This window comes from Phaeovulum veldkampii DSM 11550 (genome assembly GCF_003034995.1).
Lineage (GTDB): Bacteria > Pseudomonadota > Alphaproteobacteria > Rhodobacterales > Rhodobacteraceae > Phaeovulum > Phaeovulum veldkampii.
Genome location: NZ_PZKF01000005.1, coordinates 99,071 through 117,358, shown reverse-complemented (window position 1 = coordinate 117,358; position 18,288 = coordinate 99,071). Strand labels below are relative to the sequence as shown.

Here is an 18,288-nt window from a genome sequence, read left to right as displayed (position 1 = left end):
TTGCACCTTAGCCTTGAGCCGCAGGCGACAGTGCAGACTTTGGTGGAGAGTGTGATGATTGACTGGAACAGGGTTGCAGAACTGCGCGAAGAAGTCGGCGCAATGGGGTTCAGCGAGGTGTTGGATCTGTTTCTGGAGGAGGTGGAGGGGGTTCTCGATACCCTCGGCGCACAGCGTGATCGGCTGGGGGAAGACCTGCACTTTCTGAAAGGCAGCGCCTGGAATTTGGGTTTTGCATCATTCGGGGTGCTGTGCCAAGCGGGTGAACGGCTGCTGGCCACCGGCAGGGCCGAGGTGGATATTGCCGCGATCCGCGACTGTTACGCCCGCTCCAAGGCTCAGTTCATGGAGCGCGCGCCTGAATTCTGCGGCGCGCCGGTCACCGGCTCTGCCGCGGCCTGACCTGCGGGCGTCAGATCAGAAATTCGGCCAGGGCTTCATCATCCGTGATGTCACGATAGCTGAACCCTGCGGCATCCAGTTGCGCGGTCAGCGCAGCGAAATTCGCGGCCTGTTTGGTCTCGATCCCGATCAGGACCGAGCCAAAGTTCCGTGCCGATTTCTTGAGATATTCGAAACGGGCGATATCGTCCTCGGGGCCAAGCATCGTGAGGAATTCGCGCAGGGCGCCGGGTCGCTGCGGCATTCGCAGGATGAAGTATTTTTTCAGCCCGGCAAACCGCTGGGCACGTTCCTTGACCTCGGGCAGGCGTTCAAAATCGAAGTTCCCGCCCGAGGTGATGCAGACCACCGTCTTGCCGCGGATCTGGTCGGCCAGTTCGGGCAGCACATCAATCGCCAGCGCCCCGGCAGGCTCCAGCACGATCCCCTCGATGTTCAGCATCTCCAGCATGGTGCCGCAGATGCGGTCTTCGGGGGCGCGCAGCACCATGTCGGGCGTGACCCAGTGCAGGCGGGCAAAGGGCAGGGTGCCGATCCGCGCCACGGCCGCGCCATCTACAAAGCTGTTGACCTTTTTCAGCGTCACCGGCGCGCCTGCCGCAACAGCCGCGGTCAGGCTGGCGCCGCCCAGCGGTTCCACAAAATGAAACGCGGTGCCGGGCGCCTCGGTGCGCAAAAATCCTGTAACCCCGGCGGCCAGCCCGCCGCCGCCCACTGGCAGCACCACCATGTCGGGCGCGCGGCCCAGTTGATCTAGAAGCTCTACCCCCACGCTCGCCTGCCCCTCGATCACATCGGCATCGTCGAAAGGCGACAGGAAATGCGCCCCTGCATGGGCGCAAAAGGTCTGGCTCGCGGCCAGCGTCTGGTCGAAATAGTCGCCCGTCAGCACGATTTCGACCGCATCGCCGCCAAAGGTTCGGGTCTTGTCGATCTTTTGCTGCGGCGTGGTGACCGGCATGAAGATGGTGCCCTTTACTCCGAAATGGCGGCAGGCATAGGCCACACCCTGCGCATGGTTGCCCGCCGAGGCGCAGACGAAATGGCGCTGTGCGGGGTTGGCCTCGCGCTCTTTGCGCATTGCGGTGAAGGCGCCGCGCAGCTTGTAGCTGCGCACCGGGGTCAGGTCTTCGCGCTTCAGCCAGATTTCGGCACCATAGCGCGCCGAGAGGTGATCGTTGCGCTGCAGCGGGGTCGGCTCGAACAGGTCGCGCAGGGCCGCGGTGGCGATTCGGGCATGGTCGGCAAAGCGTGTCATGGCAGTCCTGCAGGTTGGCGATGCGTCGTTGCGCCATGATATTGCCGGGCTGTCAAGGCGATGCTGCGCGCAGACTTGCCGCCCCGCACAAAACCCAATACACCTCCGCCGATCCATATTGCCCGCGCAGAGGCCCGCCATGTCCGCACCCAAAAAAGTCGTCCTCGCCTATTCCGGGGGTCTTGATACCTCGATCATCCTGAAATGGCTGCAAACCGAATACGGCTGCGAGGTTGTCACCTTCACCGCCGATCTGGGGCAGGGCGAGGAACTGGAACCCGCGCGCCAGAAGGCCATCATGCTCGGCATCAAGCCGGAAAACATCTACATCGAAGACCAGCGCGAAGAATTCGTGCGCGATTTCGTGTTCCCGATGTTCCGCGCGAACGCGCTGTATGAGGGGCTGTATCTGCTGGGCACCTCGATCGCGCGGCCGCTGATTGCCAAGCGTCTGGTTGAAATCGCCGCGATGACCGGCGCCGATGCGGTGGCCCATGGCGCCACCGGCAAGGGCAATGATCAGGTCCGTTTCGAACTGTCGGCCTATGCGCTGAACCCGGCGATCAAGGTGATCGCGCCGTGGCGGGAATGGGATCTGACCTCGCGCACCAAGCTGCTGGAATTTGCCGAGGCGAACCAGATTCCGATCGCCAAGGACAAGCGCGGCGAGGCGCCGTTCTCGGTTGATGCGAACCTGCTGCACACCTCGTCCGAGGGCAAGGTGCTGGAAAATCCGGGGCAAGAGGCGCCTGATTACGTCTATCAACGCACCGTTCACCCCGAAGATGCGCCCGACACGCCCGAGATGGTGGAAATCACCTTTGAACGCGGCGACGCCGTGGCGATCAATGGCGAGGCGATGAGCCCGGCTGCCATCCTGACCCGTTTGAACGAATTGGGCGGCAAGCATGGTGTGGGCCGCCTCGATCTGGTGGAAAACCGCTTTGTCGGCATGAAGTCGCGCGGCATCTATGAAACGCCGGGTGGCACCATCCTGCTGGAAGCGCACCGCGGCATCGAACAGATCACGCTGGACAGCGGAGCGGGTCACCTGAAGGATTCGATCATGCCGCGCTATGCGGAACTGATCTACAACGGCTTCTGGTTCAGCCCCGAGCGTGAGATGCTGCAAGCCCTGATCGACAAAAGCCAGGAACATGTCAGCGGCACCGTGCGCGTCAAGCTATATAAGGGCATGGCCCGCACCGTTGCGCGCTGGTCCGACCATACGCTGTATTCAGAGGCACATGTGACCTTTGAAGAAGACGCCGGCGCCTATGATCAGAAGGATGCGGCGGGCTTCATCCGGCTCAATGCCCTGCGGCTAAAGCTGATCGCCACCCGCAACGCCCGGTTCAAATGACCGCACGGGTCGCCATTGTCACCGTTTCCGACCGTGCGAGCCGTGGCCTGTATGACGACAAGGGCGGCCCGGCAGCCGAAGACTGGATCAGGGGCGTCGTCACCTCGCCCCTGACCGTCACGCGCGACATCATCCCTGACGGGCACGCCAGCGTTGCGGCCTGCCTGCGGAGGCTCGTGGACGAGGGCGCCGATCTGATCCTTGTCACCGGCGGCACCGGCCCCGCGCCACGCGACGAGACGCCCGAAGGCATGGCGCAGGTGATCGACAAGGAATTGGCAGGCTTTGGCGAGGAAATGCGCCGCGCGTCCCTGCGCGAGGTTCCCACTGCGATCCTGTCGCGCCAAAGCGCCGGCATTGCGGGCAAAAGCCTGATCATCACCCTGCCGGGCAAGCCCGCAGCCATTGCCACCTGTCTGAACGCGGTTTTTGCGGCGGTGCCCTATTGCCTTGACCTGATCGGCGCGGCGCGGATCGAAACCGACCCGTCGCGGATTGCGGCCTTCAGGCCGAAGGCCTGATCGTATCGCCCGGTTGCAGAACCGGCGTCAGCTCCACAACCTTTGGCCCGGTCTCGTGGCCCCCCACGATCCGCGCCGCGCGGCGGCCAATTTCGGCCCGGCAGGCATCCATCGTGGCCAGCCGCCGCGGCAACCCCTCCAGCAGATCAACCCCGTTGAACCCGGCAAGACCCAGCCGCCCCGGCACGTCGATGCCCGCCTCGAGGCACCACAAAAGTCCGCCGGCGCCGATCATGTCATTGGAATAATAAAGAAAATCAAGGTCTGGCGAGCGCGCCATGATCGCCTCGGTCATCTCGCGACCCTTTTTCAGGGCAGAGCCGCCCGAATAGAACTCGCGGTCGGCAAGCTGCAGCCCCGCCTCGGCCAAGCCTTCGGCAAAGCCTTCCAGCCGTTTGCGGGAGCGGTGATCCTCGGGCATCTTGGTGCCCAGAAACCCGATCCGCCGATACCCCGCCGCCACGATCGCCTGCGCCATCTGCCGCCCTGCGCGGCGGTGTGAAATGCCCACGACCGAATCCACCCCCGTGCCATCGACATCCATGATCTCGACGACCGGAATGCCGGCGCTCAGCAGCATGGCGCGGGCCGCGGGCGTATGTTCCAGCCCCGCCAGGATCACCCCCGACGGGCGCCAGGACAGCATCTCATACAGAACCTGTTCTTCGCGCGCGGGCGAATAATTGGTGACGCCCACCACCGGCGTCAGCCCGGTTCCCTCCAACTCGGACGAGATCCCGCCCAGAACCTCGGGAAAGACCAGATTGGACAGTGACGGAATGATCACCGCGATCAGGTTCACCCGCTGGCTGGCCAGCGCGCCCGCGATCCGGTTGGGCACATAGCCCAGCCGCCGCGCTGCCTCCAGCACCCGCGCGCGGGTGCCCTCGGACACATCACCCCGGTTGCGCAGCACGCGGCTGACCGTCATTTCCGAAACGCCCGAGGCTTCGGAGACGTCGCGCAGAGTCAGCGGGCGCGGCTTGGCCGACCGGGGGGTGGGGCGGCCGTGATCGGCGGGGGAACGGGTCACGCAATATCCTTTCGCGCAGGCATGGCCCTGAATAACGCCATTGCTTTTGCCAGCGCAAGCGGCGCTCCTGCAGGGCTGGCTTGCACTCGCGCAGGATTGCCCGCATTAAGACGGCATCGGCCCCGTAGCTCAGGGGATAGAGCGACCGCCTCCTAAGCGGTAGGTCACAGGTTCAAATCCTGTCGGGGTCACCAAAACCTTCTTAAGCATATGTTTTTCCTTATTTTCTCTGAAGGTTTGGAACTTTGGTCGATTGAGTTGGAACTTTTTGTTCCGTTTTCGTGCTGCTGAGCACCTTCCGCTTGTTGAAATTGCGGATGTATCGTTCGATCTCTGACAGGCTTTCGTGCCCCGTCCAGGCTCCAATTTGAGCCGAGGTTCCTTCGGCTTCGGCGAGCGCCCGTGCCCGGCTTTTCCGCAAACCATGCGCCGAGCGACCTGAGATGCCCGCAGCCCTGGCTTTTCCTCATGTCGTCTGCTCCTTCTCAGGTTGGGCAGACTCTACATCACAGCGAGGGAACTTCCGGGGGGCAGGTCAACCTCGTCACGCCGTTCACCACTGGCGATCGCGACCGCGAGTCTGTCCTTTGACACGTCTATACCAACGTAAATCGATGCTTGTGCTTCGGGCATGCCTTTCTCCATCGCAAAAGGACGGCAGCAACCGTCCAACGATCAAGATACGCGACGATCCGTCAGCGGCGGGCCGGTGAAAAAAGACATGCGGTCTTACAGTGAACGCATCGCCGCAAGAGACCCGGACCGCCAAACTGCCGAAATCCAGATCCGAGTTGCCCTCATCAACCGCTTCAATGCCCTCGGCACTGCCGAGATCGTCCGCGTCGCCCAACACTGGTGGAGAAAGGGGCACTACGCCTCACGTCGGCGTTCTGCAACAACGCCCACTCAAACTATTGAGGTAGTAGCTAAATTTTGTGGATTTCTGTAGCATGACCGTTTCGGGGTGCACTCTTTTGCCGTGTCAGCAAAGATCGCGCGTCTGGCCCAGCAAGCCCTCGGTCACCTCTTGCAGGGCCAGTGCCGCGGCGCCATGGGCCCAGAGCAGATCGCCCCAGGCATGGGTTTCCACCCGCGGCATCGGCCGCCCGGTGTTCAGGATCATCGCTTCCATCTCGGCCAGGGTTTCCTTTGCGTAAAGATAGTCAAATCGCATCCGTTCGCCCGACAGGATGATCAGTTCCGGGTCGAACAGGTTGACCACATTCGACAGCCCCAGCGCCAGATAGCGCCCGGCCCGATGAAAGATTGACCGCGCGGCGGCGTTTCCCGCCTTGGCATGGTCATAAAGGCTTTCCAGCAGGGCGCCCACGGCCTGGGTTTCCCGGTTGGGCAGGTTCAGCGCGGTTTGCGCCTCGCGCACCAGCGCGTAATCGGCCACATAGGCCTCCAGGCAGCCGCGCTGGCCGCAGCGGCACAGCGCGCCATCCAGTTGCACCTTGGTGTGACCCAGCTCCATTCCCAGGCCTCGCGCGCCGCGATAGATGCGGTGGTTCAGCACAAAGCCCATGCCCAGCCCGTGCTCGATCGTGACCACGGCAAAATCCGACAGGCGGCGGCCGACGCCAAACCACAATTCGGCCAGCGTGACCAGGTTGGCGTCATTGTCCACATGCACCGGAAGGCCCAGGCGCCCCGCGACCGCGGCGGCCAGCGGCACATGCCGGTCGGCCAATACCGGCGACCAATGTACGATGCCGGTGGGGCAATCGACAAAGCCGGGCACGCCGAGCCCCACCGCCGACAGATCGCCCCGTGCCAGGCCCGCCTTTGCGCAGACCCTGTTCAGCAGCGTTTCCGTCGCCTCCAGCAGCCCCGCCAGCTCCATCGGGCCTGGCTGGCGCGCGATCGCCTCGCCCGCGATCCGCTTGCCCGCGAAATCGACGATCACCGCGGTATGTTCACGGTCCGACAGCTTGATTCCGGCGACGTGATGCGCTGCCGCCCGCACCCCCAGCGCCACCGCCGGCCGCCCGCGGCCTCCCTCGGCGCCGCGCGGCGCCTGCACCTCCTCCAGAAAGCCGGCCTCGATCAGTTCCGAGGTCAGCGTGGTCACCGATGCCGGGCTGACCGACAACTCGCGCGCAAGCTGGACCCGCGGGATCAGTCCGGCGGCGCGAACGCGTTCAAAGATTTGCTGGCGCAAGGGGCGCGCGGTTTCCGACAGTGGCGGGATCAGCGGGCCGCAGCCCGGCGTGCCCTCGCCCATTCGGTGGCGTCGTCCCGCTGCTGCCGCTGTCATTTATTTGGCCCTCAAAATTAAAAATTCTGTTGCAGCACGATTTTGCCCGAAATAACGCCGCAATGCAGCATTCTCGACCGGATCGGCGGCGACAACGTAGTTTGCGCACGGTTTTTTATTTTGACAACCGAATTTAATGGGCGCAATTTTGCCGCATCCTGGCGAGTCTGCCGGGCATGGCCCGTTGGGCCTGATCACGGGAGGATGACATGCACAAGACCCTTCTTGCCGCCGTTGTGCTGGCAGCAGGCGTTTCGACCTCGGCCTATGCCGAAATGACCGTGGGCGTTTCCTGGTCGAATTTCCAGGAAGAACGCTGGAAAACCGACGAAGCGGCGATCAAGGCGGCGCTGGAGGCGGCGGGGGCGAAATATGTCTCTGCCGATGCGCAATCGTCCTCGGCCAAGCAGTTGTCGGATATCGAAAGCCTGATGGCGCAGGGCGTGAACGCGCTGATCATTCTGGCGCAGGATACGCAGGCCATCGTGCCTGCCGTCTCGGCGGCTGCCGACGAGGGTATTCCGGTGATCGCCTATGACCGGCTGATCGAAGACCCGCGCGCGTTTTATCTGACCTTCGACAACGTCGAAGTGGGCCGGATGCAGGCGCGCGCCGTGTTCGAACAGGTGCCCGAGGGCAATTATGTGATGATCAAAGGCTCGCCCACCGACCCCAACGCCGATTTCCTGCGCGGCGGCCAGCAAGAAGTGCTGCAAGCCGCGATTGACGCCGGCAAGGTCAAGATCGTGGGCGAGGCCTATACCGACGGCTGGTTGCCCGCCAATGCGCAGCGCAACATGGAACAGATCCTGACCGCGAACGATAACAAGGTCGATGCGGTGGTGGCCTCGAATGATGGCACCGCGGGCGGTGCCGTTGCGGCGCTGAGTGCGCAGGGCATGGCCGGCATTCCGGTTTCGGGGCAGGACGGCGACCACGCCGCGCTGAACCGCATTGCACTGGGCACGCAGACCGTGTCGGTCTGGAAAGATTCGCGCGATCTGGGCCGGTCGGCGGCGGAAATCGCGGTGGCGCTGGCAGGTGGCGCCGCGATGGAGGCGGTGGATGGCGCGGTGACCTGGACCTCGCCCGCAGGCACCGCGATGACGGCCAAGTTCCTCGCGCCGATGCCGATCACCAAAGACAACCTGAGCGCGGTGGTGGATGCGGGCTGGATCACCAAGGAAACGCTTTGCCAAGGCGTGACCGCCGGCCCCGCCCCCTGCAACTGACCCTGACCCGGCCGCCCCGGCCCAGAGCCGGGGTGGCCCCTTGCGGGACATCTTTTCATCATGACCGACGCGGCTTCTGCCAGCCCAAAGGCACCCCGACGCAGCCTTCTGCAATCGCTTGAAATCGACACCCGCCTTTTGGGCATGATCGGTGCCTTTGTCGCGCTGTGTCTGGTGTTCAACATGTTCACCGACGGCCGGTTTCTGACGCCGCGCAACATCTTCAACCTGTCGATCCAGACGGTTTCGGTGGCGATCATGGCCACTGGCATGGTGTTCGTGATCGTCACCCGCCACATCGACCTGTCGGTGGGGGCGCTTTTGGCGACCTGCTCGGCGGTGATGGGGGTGATGCAGGTCTGGATCTTGCCGCAGACCCTAGGCCTTGGCATCGGTCACCCGCTGATCGCGCCGGCCACCATGATTGCGGGCATGGCCACCGGTGCGCTGATCGGCGCCTTCAACGGCTGGCTGATCGGCTATCAACGCATTCCAGCCTTTATCGTCACCCTGGGCGGGCTGCTGGTCTGGCGCAACGTCGGCTGGTATCTGACAGACGGGCAGACGGTGGGGCCGCTTGACTCCACCTTCATGCTGTTCGGCGGGATCGAGGGCACATTGGGCGAGCCGTTGTCCTGGGCGTTGGGCGCGGCGGCCTCGATCGCGGCGATCTGGGCGCTTTGGCGCGCGCGAGCCGACAAGGTGCGCCACGGCTTTCCGGTCAAGCCGGTCTGGGCCGAGGCGGTGATGGCCAGCCTTGCCGCAGCGGCCATCCTGGGCTTTGTGGCGGTGCTGAACGCCTATCAGGTGCCCGCCGCCCGCCTGCGGCGCGATTTCGCCGCCCGCGGCGAGGTGATGCCCGAAGGTTATACCGAGGCATTCGGGCTGCCGATCTCGGTGTTGATCCTTGTCGTTGTGGCGGTGGCGATGACGGTGTTGGCCCGCCGCACCCGGCTGGGCCGCTACATCTTTGCCGCGGGGGGCAACCCCGACGCTGCCGAACTGTCGGGCATCAACACCCGGATGCTGACGGTCAAGGTCTTTGCGCTGATGGGCTTTCTGTGTGGGCTTTCCGCGATCATCGCGCAGGCGCGGCTGCAAAACCACACCAACGACATCGGCACGCTGGACGAATTGCGCGTGATCGCCGCGGCGGTGATCGGCGGCACCGCGCTGTCGGGTGGGGTCGGCACGATCTATGGCGCCATTCTGGGTGCGATCATCATGCAAAGCCTGCAATCGGGCATGGCGATGGTGGGGGTGGATGCGCCCTTCCAGAACATCGTCGTGGGCCTTGTTCTTGTTCTCGCGGTCTGGATCGACATTCAGTATCGCAAGCGGACCGGAGAAAAATCATGACGCCGCTGGTTGAGTTGCGCAACATTTCCATCGCCTTCGGCGGCATCAAGGCGGTGGATCGTGTTACCGTCGATCTCTTTCCCGGCGAGGTGGTGGGCCTGCTGGGCCATAACGGCGCAGGCAAATCGACGCTGATCAAATGCCTGTCGGGCGCCTATCAAAAGGATACGGGCGATATTTTCATCGATGGTGAAAGGGTCGAAATCCGTAACCCGCGTGATGCCCGCGCGCTGAATATCGAGACGATCTATCAGACGCTGGCGCTGGCCGACAATCTGGATGCCGCCTCGAACCTGTTTCTGGGGCGCGAGTTGACCACGCGCTTTGGCTTTGTCGATGACGCCGCGATGGAGGCCGAAACCCGCCGCATCATGGGCCGGCTGAATCCGAACTTTGCCAAGTTCAAGACGCCGGTCAAGGCCCTGTCGGGTGGGCAGCGGCAGTCGGTGGCCATCGCCCGCGCGGTCTATTTCAACGCGCGCATCCTGATCATGGATGAACCCACCGCGGCACTTGGCCCGCAGGAAACGCAGATGGTGGCGGAACTGATTCAGGAACTGAAGGCGCAGGGTCTGGGCATCTTTCTGATCGAGCATGACATCCACAACGTGATGAAGCTGTGCGACCGCGCCAGCGTGATGAAGAACGGCCAGCTTGTGGGAACTGTGAACGTGGCCGAGGTCACCGACGAGGACATTCTGGGCATGATCATTCTGGGCAAGATGCCCGAGCGGCGGGGCGCGTGATGTATCTGGGGCTCGATCTGGGCACCTCGGGGCTGAAGGCGGTGCTGATCGACGAGGCGCAACATGTGATCGCCGAGGCGTCGGCGCCGCTGGCGGTGTCGCGCCCCGCCGAGGGTTGGGCCGAACAATCGCCCGCCGACTGGATCGGCGCGGCCGAGTCGGTGCTGGGCCAGCTTGCCGCGCGCGGCCTGGGGGCGGTCAAGGGGATCGGGCTGTCGGGGCAGATGCATGGTGCGGTGCTGCTGTCGGCGTCGGATGATGTGCTGCGGCCCTGCATCTTGTGGAACGATACCCGCGCCCACCGCGAGGCGGCCGAACTGGACGCCGACCCCCGCTTTCGTGCGATCAGCGGAAACATCGTGTTTCCGGGCTTTACCGCGCCCAAGCTGGTCTGGGTGGCGCGGCATGAACCGGCGGTCTTTGCCCGCGTGGCGCGGGTGCTGTTGCCCAAGGATTACCTGCGCCTGTGGCTGACCGGCGAGGCGGTGGCCGACATGTCGGATGCGGCGGGCACAAGCTGGCTGGATACCGGGGCGCGCGACTGGTCGGATGATCTGCTGGCCGCCACCGGCATGACCCGTGCCCAGATGCCCCGGCTGGTCGAAGGCGCCGCTGTGTCGGGCCATCTGCGCCCGGAACTGGCCGACCGCTTTGGCCTGCCGCGGGGGGTGCCGGTGGCGGGCGGTGGCGGCGACAATGCGGCCTCTGGCGTGGGGGTGGGCGTGGTCCATGCCGGGCAGGCCTTTGTCAGCCTCGGCACCTCGGGCGTGTTGTTCGCCGCCAATGACGGCTACCGCCCCGATGCTGCCAGCGCGGTGCATACCTTTTGCCATGCGCTGCCGGGGCGTTGGCATCAGATGGGGGTGATCCTTGCCGCCACCGATGCGCTGAACTGGTTTGCCCGGCTGGCCAGAGCCGATGCCGCCGCGCTGACCGGGGCGCTGGGCCCGTTGCTGCCGCCGGGCAAGACCCGCTTTCTGCCCTATCTGGGTGGCGAGCGCACGCCGCTGAACGATGCCGCCATCCGCGGTGCCTTCATCGGGCTGGACCATGCCACCGATCGCGCCGCTGCCACCCGCGCCGTGCTGGAGGGTGTGGCCTTTGCGCTGCGCGATTGCCGCGATGCGCTGGCCGCCACCGGCACAAGGATCGACAGCCTGCTGGCCGTGGGCGGTGGCGCGCGGTCGGACTATTGGCTTGGGGCTATAGCCACCGCGCTGGGCACGCCGGTTGTGGTGCCCGTCGCGGGCGATTTCGGCGCGGCGTTCGGCGCGGCCCGGTTGGGGCTGATGGCCGCCACCGGCGCCGGGGTCGAGGTCGTTACCCCCCCCGCCACCGCCCGCATGATCGAACCCGACCGCGCGCTGAGCGCGGCCTTCGACGCGGGCCATGCCCGCCATCGCGCCGCACAGGCGGCCATCAGAGGACTGACATGACCGACTTTTTCAAGGGCATCGCACCCATCCGCTATGAAGGGCCAGACAGCCAAAACGACTTCGCCTTTCGCCACTACAACCCCGATGAGGTGGTGCAGGGCAAGCGGATGGAGGACCATCTGCGCTTTGCCGTGGCCTGGTGGCACAGCTTTGCCTGGCCCGGCGGCGACCCGTTCGGGGGGCAGACATTTCAGCGCCCGTGGTTTGGCGACACGATGGCACTGGCCCGGATGAAGGCTGATGTGGCGTTTGAAATGTTTGCCATTCTGGGCCAGCCCTTCTTCTGTTTCCATGATGCCGATGTGCGCCCCGAAGGCGCAAGCTTTGCTGAAAGCGCCCGCAATCTGGAAGAGATCGTCGATTATATCGGCACCCGGATGCAGGGCGCCCGGACCCGGCTGTTGTGGGGCACGGCCAACCTGTTCTCGCACCGCCGGTTCATGGCGGGGGCGGCCACCAACCCCGACCCCGAGGTGTTCGCCTATGCCGGGGCCACGGTGAAAACCTGCATGGATGCGACCCACCGTCTGGGCGGGGAAAACTATGTTCTGTGGGGCGGGCGCGAGGGCTACGAGACGCTGTTGAACACCGATCTGGCCCGCGAGGCAGAGCAGATGGGGCGGTTCTTGTCGATGGTCGTCGAGTACAAGCACAAGATCGGCTTCAAGGGCGCGATCCTGATCGAGCCGAAGCCGCAGGAACCGTCAAAACATCAGTATGACTATGACGTGGCCACCGTTTACGGCTTTCTGCGCCGGTTCGGGCTGGAGGCCGAGGTCAAGGTCAACATCGAGCAGGGTCATGCCATTCTGGCCGGGCACAGCTTTGAACACGAGATCGCAACGGCGGCGAGCCTGGGCATCTTTGGTTCGATCGACATGAACCGGAACGATTATCAATCCGGCTGGGATACCGATCAGTTCCCCGACAGCGTGCCGGAAATGGCGCGCGCCTATTACGAAATCCTGCGTGCGGGCGGTTTTGCCACTGGCGGCACCAATTTCGACGCCAAGCTGCGCCGCCAAAGCCTTGACCCCGAAGACCTGATCCTGGCCCATGTGGGCGCGATGGATGTGTGTGCGCGGGCGCTGAAGGCGGCGGCGGCCTTGCTGGCCGATGGCGGGCTGGAGGCGGCGCGGGCGGCGCGCTATGCGGGCTGGGACAAGCCCGGGAATGCCGCGATGCTGCACACAGATCTGGACAGCCTTCACGCCCGCGTTCTGTCAGAGGGGCTGAACCCCGAGCCGCGATCAGGGCGGCAGGAACGGCTGGAAAACCTCTGGAACCGCTATGTCTGATGCCTAGGGCGCAAAGCAGCGCGCGCGGCCGTCACGGCGGATGGTTTCGGCGCCATCCTGAATCGCATTGGCGCGTTTGTCGGTGAATTTCGAGGGGCGCACCGCGTTGCGGCCCTTGGGATCGGGCAGGACGGCGGCCAGAAGGGCGGCCTGCCGAGGTGTCAGCTTGTCGGGCGTCACGCCGAAATGATGCTCGGCCGCGGCATGGATGCCGAACACCCCGGTATCGAATTCAGCGATGTTGAGATAGACCTCAAGAATGCGCCGCTTGGTCCAGACCGTCTCGACAAGGGGGGTGATCGTGGCCTCTAGCGCCTTGCGGGCCCAACTGCGGCCCTGCCAGAGAAACACGTTTTTCACCACCTGCTGCGACAGGGTCGAGGCGCCGCGGTTTGATCCAGTGTCAATCGCCCTGCGGATTTCGGCCATGTCAAAGCCCCAGTGCAGGCAGAAGTTCGCGTCTTCGGCAGCCACCACCGACCGGGCCATGACCGGCGCAATCTTTTCGATCGGCACCCATTTACGCTGCACCCCGCCCAACCGCTGAGATTCCGACAGGATCGTCAGCGTGGTCGGCGGGTTGATTACGCTGAACAGCAGCACCAGCGCCAGCAGCGCCCCCAGCACGCCCAGAACCCCGCGCAGCACCCACCGACGGGCACGCGCGACAATCGCGCGGGGCGGGGTTGGCGCGGGCGGGCTGGGCACCTTTTTGCGGGCGCCTGCGGGGGTGGATTTCTTGCGGGCCATGATCGCCATAAGTCATGCCGCCCCCGCCCCGGTCAAGGGCGGAGGCGGCAGGTTGCCTGCCACATGGCGGGGATGCGCGCCTTATTCGGCGGGCACCTGCAGCGCGGCTTCGGTCAGCGGATGGGGCAGATGCACCAGCATCTCCTTGGGGCAGACCTGCAGGAAACGGGCGCGCTCCACCTCCCAGTTTTGGAGGATCGCAGCGGCCTTGCGGCTGCCGGTTTCCTTCACATGCCGCTCGATCAGGCCTTTCAACTGGGCCTCCCAATGCGGATGCGACACGGCGCAGGTCACAAGGCTTTCGGGGTTGATATAGGCGGTTGCCGCCCCTTCGGGGTCATACAGGTAGGCCATGCCCCCGGTCATGCCCGCGCCAAAGTTGGCGCCGATCCGGCCAAGGATCACCGCGACGCCGCCGGTCATGTATTCGCAGCCGTTGGTGCCGCAGCCTTCCACCACCACCGACGCACCCGAGTTGCGCACGGCAAAGCGTTCGCCCGCGCGGCCCGCGGCGAACAGGTAGCCCGCCGTGGCGCCGTACAGCACCGTGTTGCCGATGATCGTGTTTTCCGACGCCTCCAACGGGCTGACCATCGGCGGGCGCACGGTGATGGTGCCGCCCGACAGGCCCTTGCCGACATAGTCGTTGGCATCGCCCATCACCTCGAGCTTCAGGCCCGGCGCGGCAAAGGCGCCCAGCGACTGCCCGCAAGAGCCGGTCAGCTTGACCGTCAGATGGTCGGGTTGCAGCGCGTTCTTCATGCCGAAGTTCCGCACGATCAGGCTGGAGGCGCGGGTGCCGATGGTGCGGTGGGTGTTGCGCACCGCATAAGACAACTGCATCTTCTCGCCGTCTTCAAAGAAGCGCGCGCCGTCGCGGATGATTTCGGCATCCAGCGTGTCGGGCACATGGTTGCGGGGCTTGGACCGGTCGTAGACGATCTTGTCCCAGCCATCGACGGTAATCAGCAGCGGGTTCAGGTCGAGGTCGTCAAGATGCGCCGAGCCGCGCGAAACCTGCGTCAGCAGGTCGGCCCGGCCGATCACCTCATCCATCGAGCGCGCGCCGATGCTGGCAAGGATTTCCCGCACCTCTTGCGCATAGAAGGTGATCAGGTTGACCACCTTGTCGGCGGTGCCGTTGAACTTGGCGCGCAGGGCGGGGTCTTGCGTGCACACGCCCACCGGGCAGGTGTTCGACTGGCACTGGCGCACCATGATGCAGCCCATGGAAATCAGCGCGGCGGTGCCGATGCCATATTCCTCGGCGCCCATCATGGCGGCCATCACGATGTCGCGCCCGGTGCGCAGGCCGCCATCGGTGCGCAGCGTGACCCGTTCGCGCAGCTTGTTCATCGCCAGAACCTGATGCGCCTCGGTCAGGCCCATTTCCCACGGCAGGCCCGCATATTTGATCGACGTGGCGGGGCTGGCCCCGGTGCCGCCGTTGTGGCCCGATATCAGGATCACGTCGGCCTTGGCTTTGGCCACGCCCGCCGCAATGGTGCCCACGCCCGACGAGGCCACCAGCTTGACCGTCACCTTGGCGCGCGGGTTGATCTGCTTGAGGTCATAGATCAGCTGCGCAAGGTCTTCGATGCTGTAGATGTCGTGGTGCGGTGGCGGTGAAATCAGCGTGACGCCCGGCGTCGAATGGCGCAGCCGCGCGATCAGCGCCGTGACCTTCATGCCCGGCAACTGGCCGCCCTCGCCGGGTTTGGCCCCCTGCGCCACCTTGATTTCCAACTCCTCGCAGGCGTTCAGATATTCGGCGGTGACGCCGAACCGGCCCGAGGCCACCTGCTTGATCTTGGCACTGGGGTTGTCGCCGTTGGGTTCGGGCACGAAATGCGCTGGGTCTTCGCCACCCTCGCCGCTGTCGGATTTTGCACCGATGCGGTTCATGGCGACGTTCAGCAACTTGTGCGCCTCGGGCGACAGCGCGCCAAGGCTCATGCCCGGCGTCACGAAGCGCTTGCGGATCGAGGTGATCGATTCCACCTCTTCGATCGGCACGGGCTTGCCCAGTTGTTTGATGTCCAGCAGGTCGCGGATGTGAATCGGCGGGTTCGCCCGCATCATTGCGGAATACTGTTTCCACAGGTCGAACGAGGCCTTTTCGCAGGCCGATTGCAGCACATGCATCGTCTGCGCTTCCCAAGCGTGTTTCTCGCCTGATTTGCGCGCCTTGTAAAAGCCGCCAATCGGCAGAATGTCTTGCCCCGCGGTCCAGCCCTTGGCATGCACCTCTTCCAGCTTGCGCTGGATGCCATGCAGGCCAATGCCCGAAATGCGCGACTGCATTCCGGGGAAGTATTCGGCCACCATGGCGCGCGACAGCCCCACCGCCTCAAAGTTCAGCCCGCCGCGATAGGATGAGATGACGGAGATCCCCATCTTCGACATGATCTTCAGCAGGCCCGCGTCGATCGCGTCGCGGTAGCGGCGCATCGCGTCTTCAAGGCTGCCTTCCAGCAGGCCGCGGGCGATCCGGTCGGCGATGCTGTCTTGCGCCAGATAGGCGTTGACCGTGGTCGCGCCGCAGCCGATCAGCACCGCGAAATAATGCGGGTCGATGCATTCGGCCGACCGCACGTTGAGCGAGGTGAAGGTGCGCAGGCCCTTGCGGGTCAGCCACGAATGCACCGCCGAAGTGGCCAGAATCATCGGCATGGCCACGCGGCCCACGCCCTGATGTTCGTCAGTCAGCACCAGATGGTTGGCGCCCGAACGCACGGCATCTTCGGCCTCGGCGCGGATGCGCGCCAGCCCTTCGCGCAGCGCCTCCTGACCGGCGCCTGCCGGGAAGGTGCAGTCGATGACCGCCACATGGCTGCCGAACTGCGTCATCATCACTTCGAATTCGGCGTTGCAGACGAACGGGCTTTCAAGGATCAGGATTTCGGTCTGGCTGCCGTCTTCGTCCAGCACGTTCTTGAGGTTGCCAAAGCGCGTCTTGAGGCTCATCACCCGGCTTTCGCGCAGGCTGTCGATGGGTGGGTTGGTGACCTGGCTGAAGTTCTGCCGGAAGAAATGGCTTAGCGGGCGATAGATCGACGACAGCACCGCGGGCGGCGTGTCATCCCCCATCGAGGCGATCATTTCCTTGCCGTCTTCGGCCATCGGCGCCAGAACCTGCTCCAGTTCTTCGACGGTGTAGCCCGCGGCGACCTGGCGGCGGCGCAGATCGGCGCCCGCGAACAGCGCCTTTTCCGGCACGTCGCGCAGCATCGCGTTCAGGTCGACCACCTTCTCGATCCAGTCGCCAAAGGGCTGGCTGCCCGCCAGACGGTCCTTGATCGCGCGGTCGCGGTAAAGTTTGCCGTCTTTCATGTCGACCGCAATCATCTGCCCCGGACCCAGCGCGCCCTTTTCGACAACGCTCGCCTCGTCCACCGGCACCATGCCCACCTCGGAGCCCGCGATCAGCAGGCCGTCGCCGGTCACGACATAGCGCATCGGACGCAGGCCGTTGCGGTCCAGCCCGCCACAGACCCAACGGCCATCGGTCATCGCCAGCGCGGCGGGGCCGTCCCACGGCTCCATCACGGCGTTGCAATAGGCATACATGTCTTGCCACGCCTTAGGCATGTCGGTGGTGGCCTTCGACCACGCTTCGGGCACCAGCATCGTCTTGGTCATCGGCGCCGAGCGGCCCGAACGCACCATCACCTCGAACACCGCATCCAGTGCGCCCGAGTCTGACGTGCCTGCCGGAATGATCGGCTTGATGTCTTCGGCGGCATCGCCGAACGCGGTCGAGGCCATGCGGATCTCATGGCTGCGCATCCAGTTGACGTTGCCCTTCAGCGTGTTGATCTCGCCGTTATGGGCCAGCATGCGGAACGGCTGCGCCAGCCACCATTGCGGGAATGTGTTGGTGGAATAGCGCTGGTGATAGATCGCAAAGGCCGATTCAAAGCGTTCGTCCATCAGGTCGGGGTAGAACACCGCCACCTGTTCGGCCAGCATCATGCCCTTGTAGATGATCGACCGGCACGACAGGCTGCACAGGTAAAGCCCGGCGATCTGCGCGGCGGCGGCGGCCTTCTCGATCCGGCGGCGGATGATGTACAGTTCGCGCTCAAAGGTTTCCTGGTCGACGTCCTTTTCGCAGCGGATCAGGATCTGTTCGATCTCGGGGCGGGTGGCATTGGCCTTTTCGCCCAGAACCTCGGTGTTCACCGGAACGTGGCGCCAGCCATAGATATAATGGCCCATCCGCAGCACTTCGGTTTCCACGATCGTGCGGCAGCGTTCCTGCGCGCCGAAATCGGTGCGCGGCAGAAAGACCTGACCGACGGCGACCAGCTTGTCCATGTCGGGTTCATGGCCGGTGCGGCGGATCACGTCGTAGAAGAAGCGCACCGGGATCTGAACGTGAATCCCCGCCCCGTCGCCTGTCTTGCCGTCGGCATCCACCGCGCCACGGTGCCACACGGCCTTGAGCGCGTCGATGCCGTTTTCCACCACCTGACGCGAAGGCTTGCCGTCGATCGACACCACCAGCCCGACCCCGCAGGAGGAATGTTCATCCTCAGCCTTGTAAAGGCTGTTTTCATCCATCCACGCGCGCTTGGCTTCCTCGGCGGCAACCCAATTGGTATCAAACTCGGTCATGTCAGTGCCT

13 protein-coding genes, 1 tRNA gene and 1 pseudogene are annotated in these 18,288 nt (G+C 64.5%); 10 read left to right on the top strand and 5 right to left on the bottom strand.

Annotation, left to right across the window (positions count from 1 at the left end):
- The first annotated feature begins 54 nt into the window (after nt 1-54).
- On the top strand, nt 55-402 hold the full coding sequence (locus tag C5F46_RS03645) for an Hpt domain-containing protein (RefSeq protein WP_107323996.1): 348 nt from the start codon (nt 55-57) through the stop codon (nt 400-402).
- Nucleotides 403-412: 10 nt separating this feature from the next.
- Here C5F46_RS03645 and ilvA read toward each other — a convergent pair whose 3' ends face one another.
- A complete protein-coding gene (gene ilvA, locus C5F46_RS03640) occupies nt 413-1,660 on the bottom strand; it encodes a threonine ammonia-lyase IlvA (protein WP_107323995.1) in 1,248 nt (415 codons plus the stop codon).
- Between the two features lie 139 nt (nt 1,661-1,799).
- Here ilvA and C5F46_RS03635 point away from each other — a divergent pair, with 139 nt between their 5' ends.
- Nucleotides 1,800-3,023 carry an argininosuccinate synthase gene (locus C5F46_RS03635; RefSeq protein WP_107323994.1) on the top strand — a complete coding sequence of 408 codons (1,224 nt, stop codon included), beginning with the start codon at nt 1,800-1,802 and terminating at the stop codon, nt 3,021-3,023.
- Nucleotides 3,020-3,544 (top strand): molybdopterin adenylyltransferase, encoded by a 525-nt coding sequence (gene mog / locus C5F46_RS03630; RefSeq protein ID WP_107323993.1) that lies wholly within the window; start codon nt 3,020-3,022, stop codon nt 3,542-3,544. The genes C5F46_RS03635 and mog overlap by 4 nt, the downstream gene beginning before the upstream one ends.
- Here the strand turns inward: mog and C5F46_RS03625 are convergent.
- The gene (locus C5F46_RS03625) at nt 3,528-4,577 is read right to left on the bottom strand and encodes a LacI family DNA-binding transcriptional regulator (protein WP_107323992.1); all 1,050 of its coding nucleotides are present in this window, start codon (nt 4,575-4,577) and stop codon (nt 3,528-3,530) included. The two genes, mog and C5F46_RS03625, sit on opposite strands and share 17 nt — an antisense overlap.
- Nucleotides 4,578-4,695: 118 nt before the next feature.
- On the opposite strand from C5F46_RS03625, the gene C5F46_RS03620 reads away from it, so the two are divergent.
- A tRNA-Arg gene (locus C5F46_RS03620) sits at nt 4,696-4,771 on the top strand.
- 533 nt (nt 4,772-5,304) lie between these two features.
- Nucleotides 5,305-5,424 (top strand): annotated as a pseudogene (locus C5F46_RS03610) (IS5/IS1182 family transposase); the annotation flags it as partial.
- Between the two features lie 135 nt (nt 5,425-5,559).
- Here C5F46_RS03610 and C5F46_RS03605 read toward each other — a convergent pair.
- The gene (locus C5F46_RS03605) at nt 5,560-6,837 is read right to left on the bottom strand and encodes an ROK family transcriptional regulator (RefSeq protein WP_235820072.1); all 1,278 of its coding nucleotides are present in this window, start codon (nt 6,835-6,837) and stop codon (nt 5,560-5,562) included.
- A 209-nt stretch (nt 6,838-7,046) separates the two neighbouring features.
- Here C5F46_RS03605 and xylF point away from each other — a divergent pair, with 209 nt between their 5' ends.
- The 5 genes from xylF to xylA are packed head-to-tail and all read left to right on the top strand — an operon-like array spanning nt 7,047 to nt 12,908.
- Nucleotides 7,047-8,069, top strand: a complete 1,023-nt coding sequence (gene xylF, locus C5F46_RS03600) for a D-xylose ABC transporter substrate-binding protein (RefSeq protein WP_107323989.1) — start codon at nt 7,047-7,049, stop codon at nt 8,067-8,069.
- Between the two features lie 60 nt (nt 8,070-8,129).
- Nucleotides 8,130-9,428: a sugar ABC transporter permease gene (locus tag C5F46_RS03595; protein WP_107323988.1), complete on the top strand. Its 1,299-nt coding sequence runs from the start codon at nt 8,130-8,132 to the stop codon at nt 9,426-9,428.
- Nucleotides 9,425-10,174 (top strand): ATP-binding cassette domain-containing protein, encoded by a 750-nt coding sequence (locus C5F46_RS03590; RefSeq protein WP_107323987.1) that lies wholly within the window; start codon nt 9,425-9,427, stop codon nt 10,172-10,174. The genes C5F46_RS03595 and C5F46_RS03590 overlap by 4 nt, the downstream gene beginning before the upstream one ends.
- Complete coding sequence (gene xylB, locus C5F46_RS03585; RefSeq protein ID WP_107323986.1) at nt 10,174-11,610, top strand: xylulokinase; 1,437 nt, start codon at nt 10,174-10,176, stop codon at nt 11,608-11,610. The genes C5F46_RS03590 and xylB overlap by 1 nt, the downstream gene beginning before the upstream one ends.
- The gene (gene xylA, locus C5F46_RS03580) at nt 11,607-12,908 is read left to right on the top strand and encodes a xylose isomerase (protein ID WP_107323985.1); all 1,302 of its coding nucleotides are present in this window, start codon (nt 11,607-11,609) and stop codon (nt 12,906-12,908) included. Before xylB ends, xylA begins: the two co-directional genes overlap by 4 nt.
- 3 nt (nt 12,909-12,911) lie before the next feature.
- On the opposite strand, the gene mtgA is transcribed toward xylA, so the two are convergent.
- A complete protein-coding gene (mtgA, locus tag C5F46_RS03575) occupies nt 12,912-13,658 on the bottom strand; it encodes a monofunctional biosynthetic peptidoglycan transglycosylase (RefSeq protein WP_107324020.1) in 747 nt (248 codons plus the stop codon).
- 81 nt (nt 13,659-13,739) lie between these two features.
- Entirely contained in the window at nt 13,740-18,278 is a 4,539-nt protein-coding gene (gltB, locus tag C5F46_RS03570) for a glutamate synthase large subunit (protein ID WP_107323984.1), read from the bottom strand.
- Nucleotides 18,279-18,288: the final 10 nt, after the last annotated feature.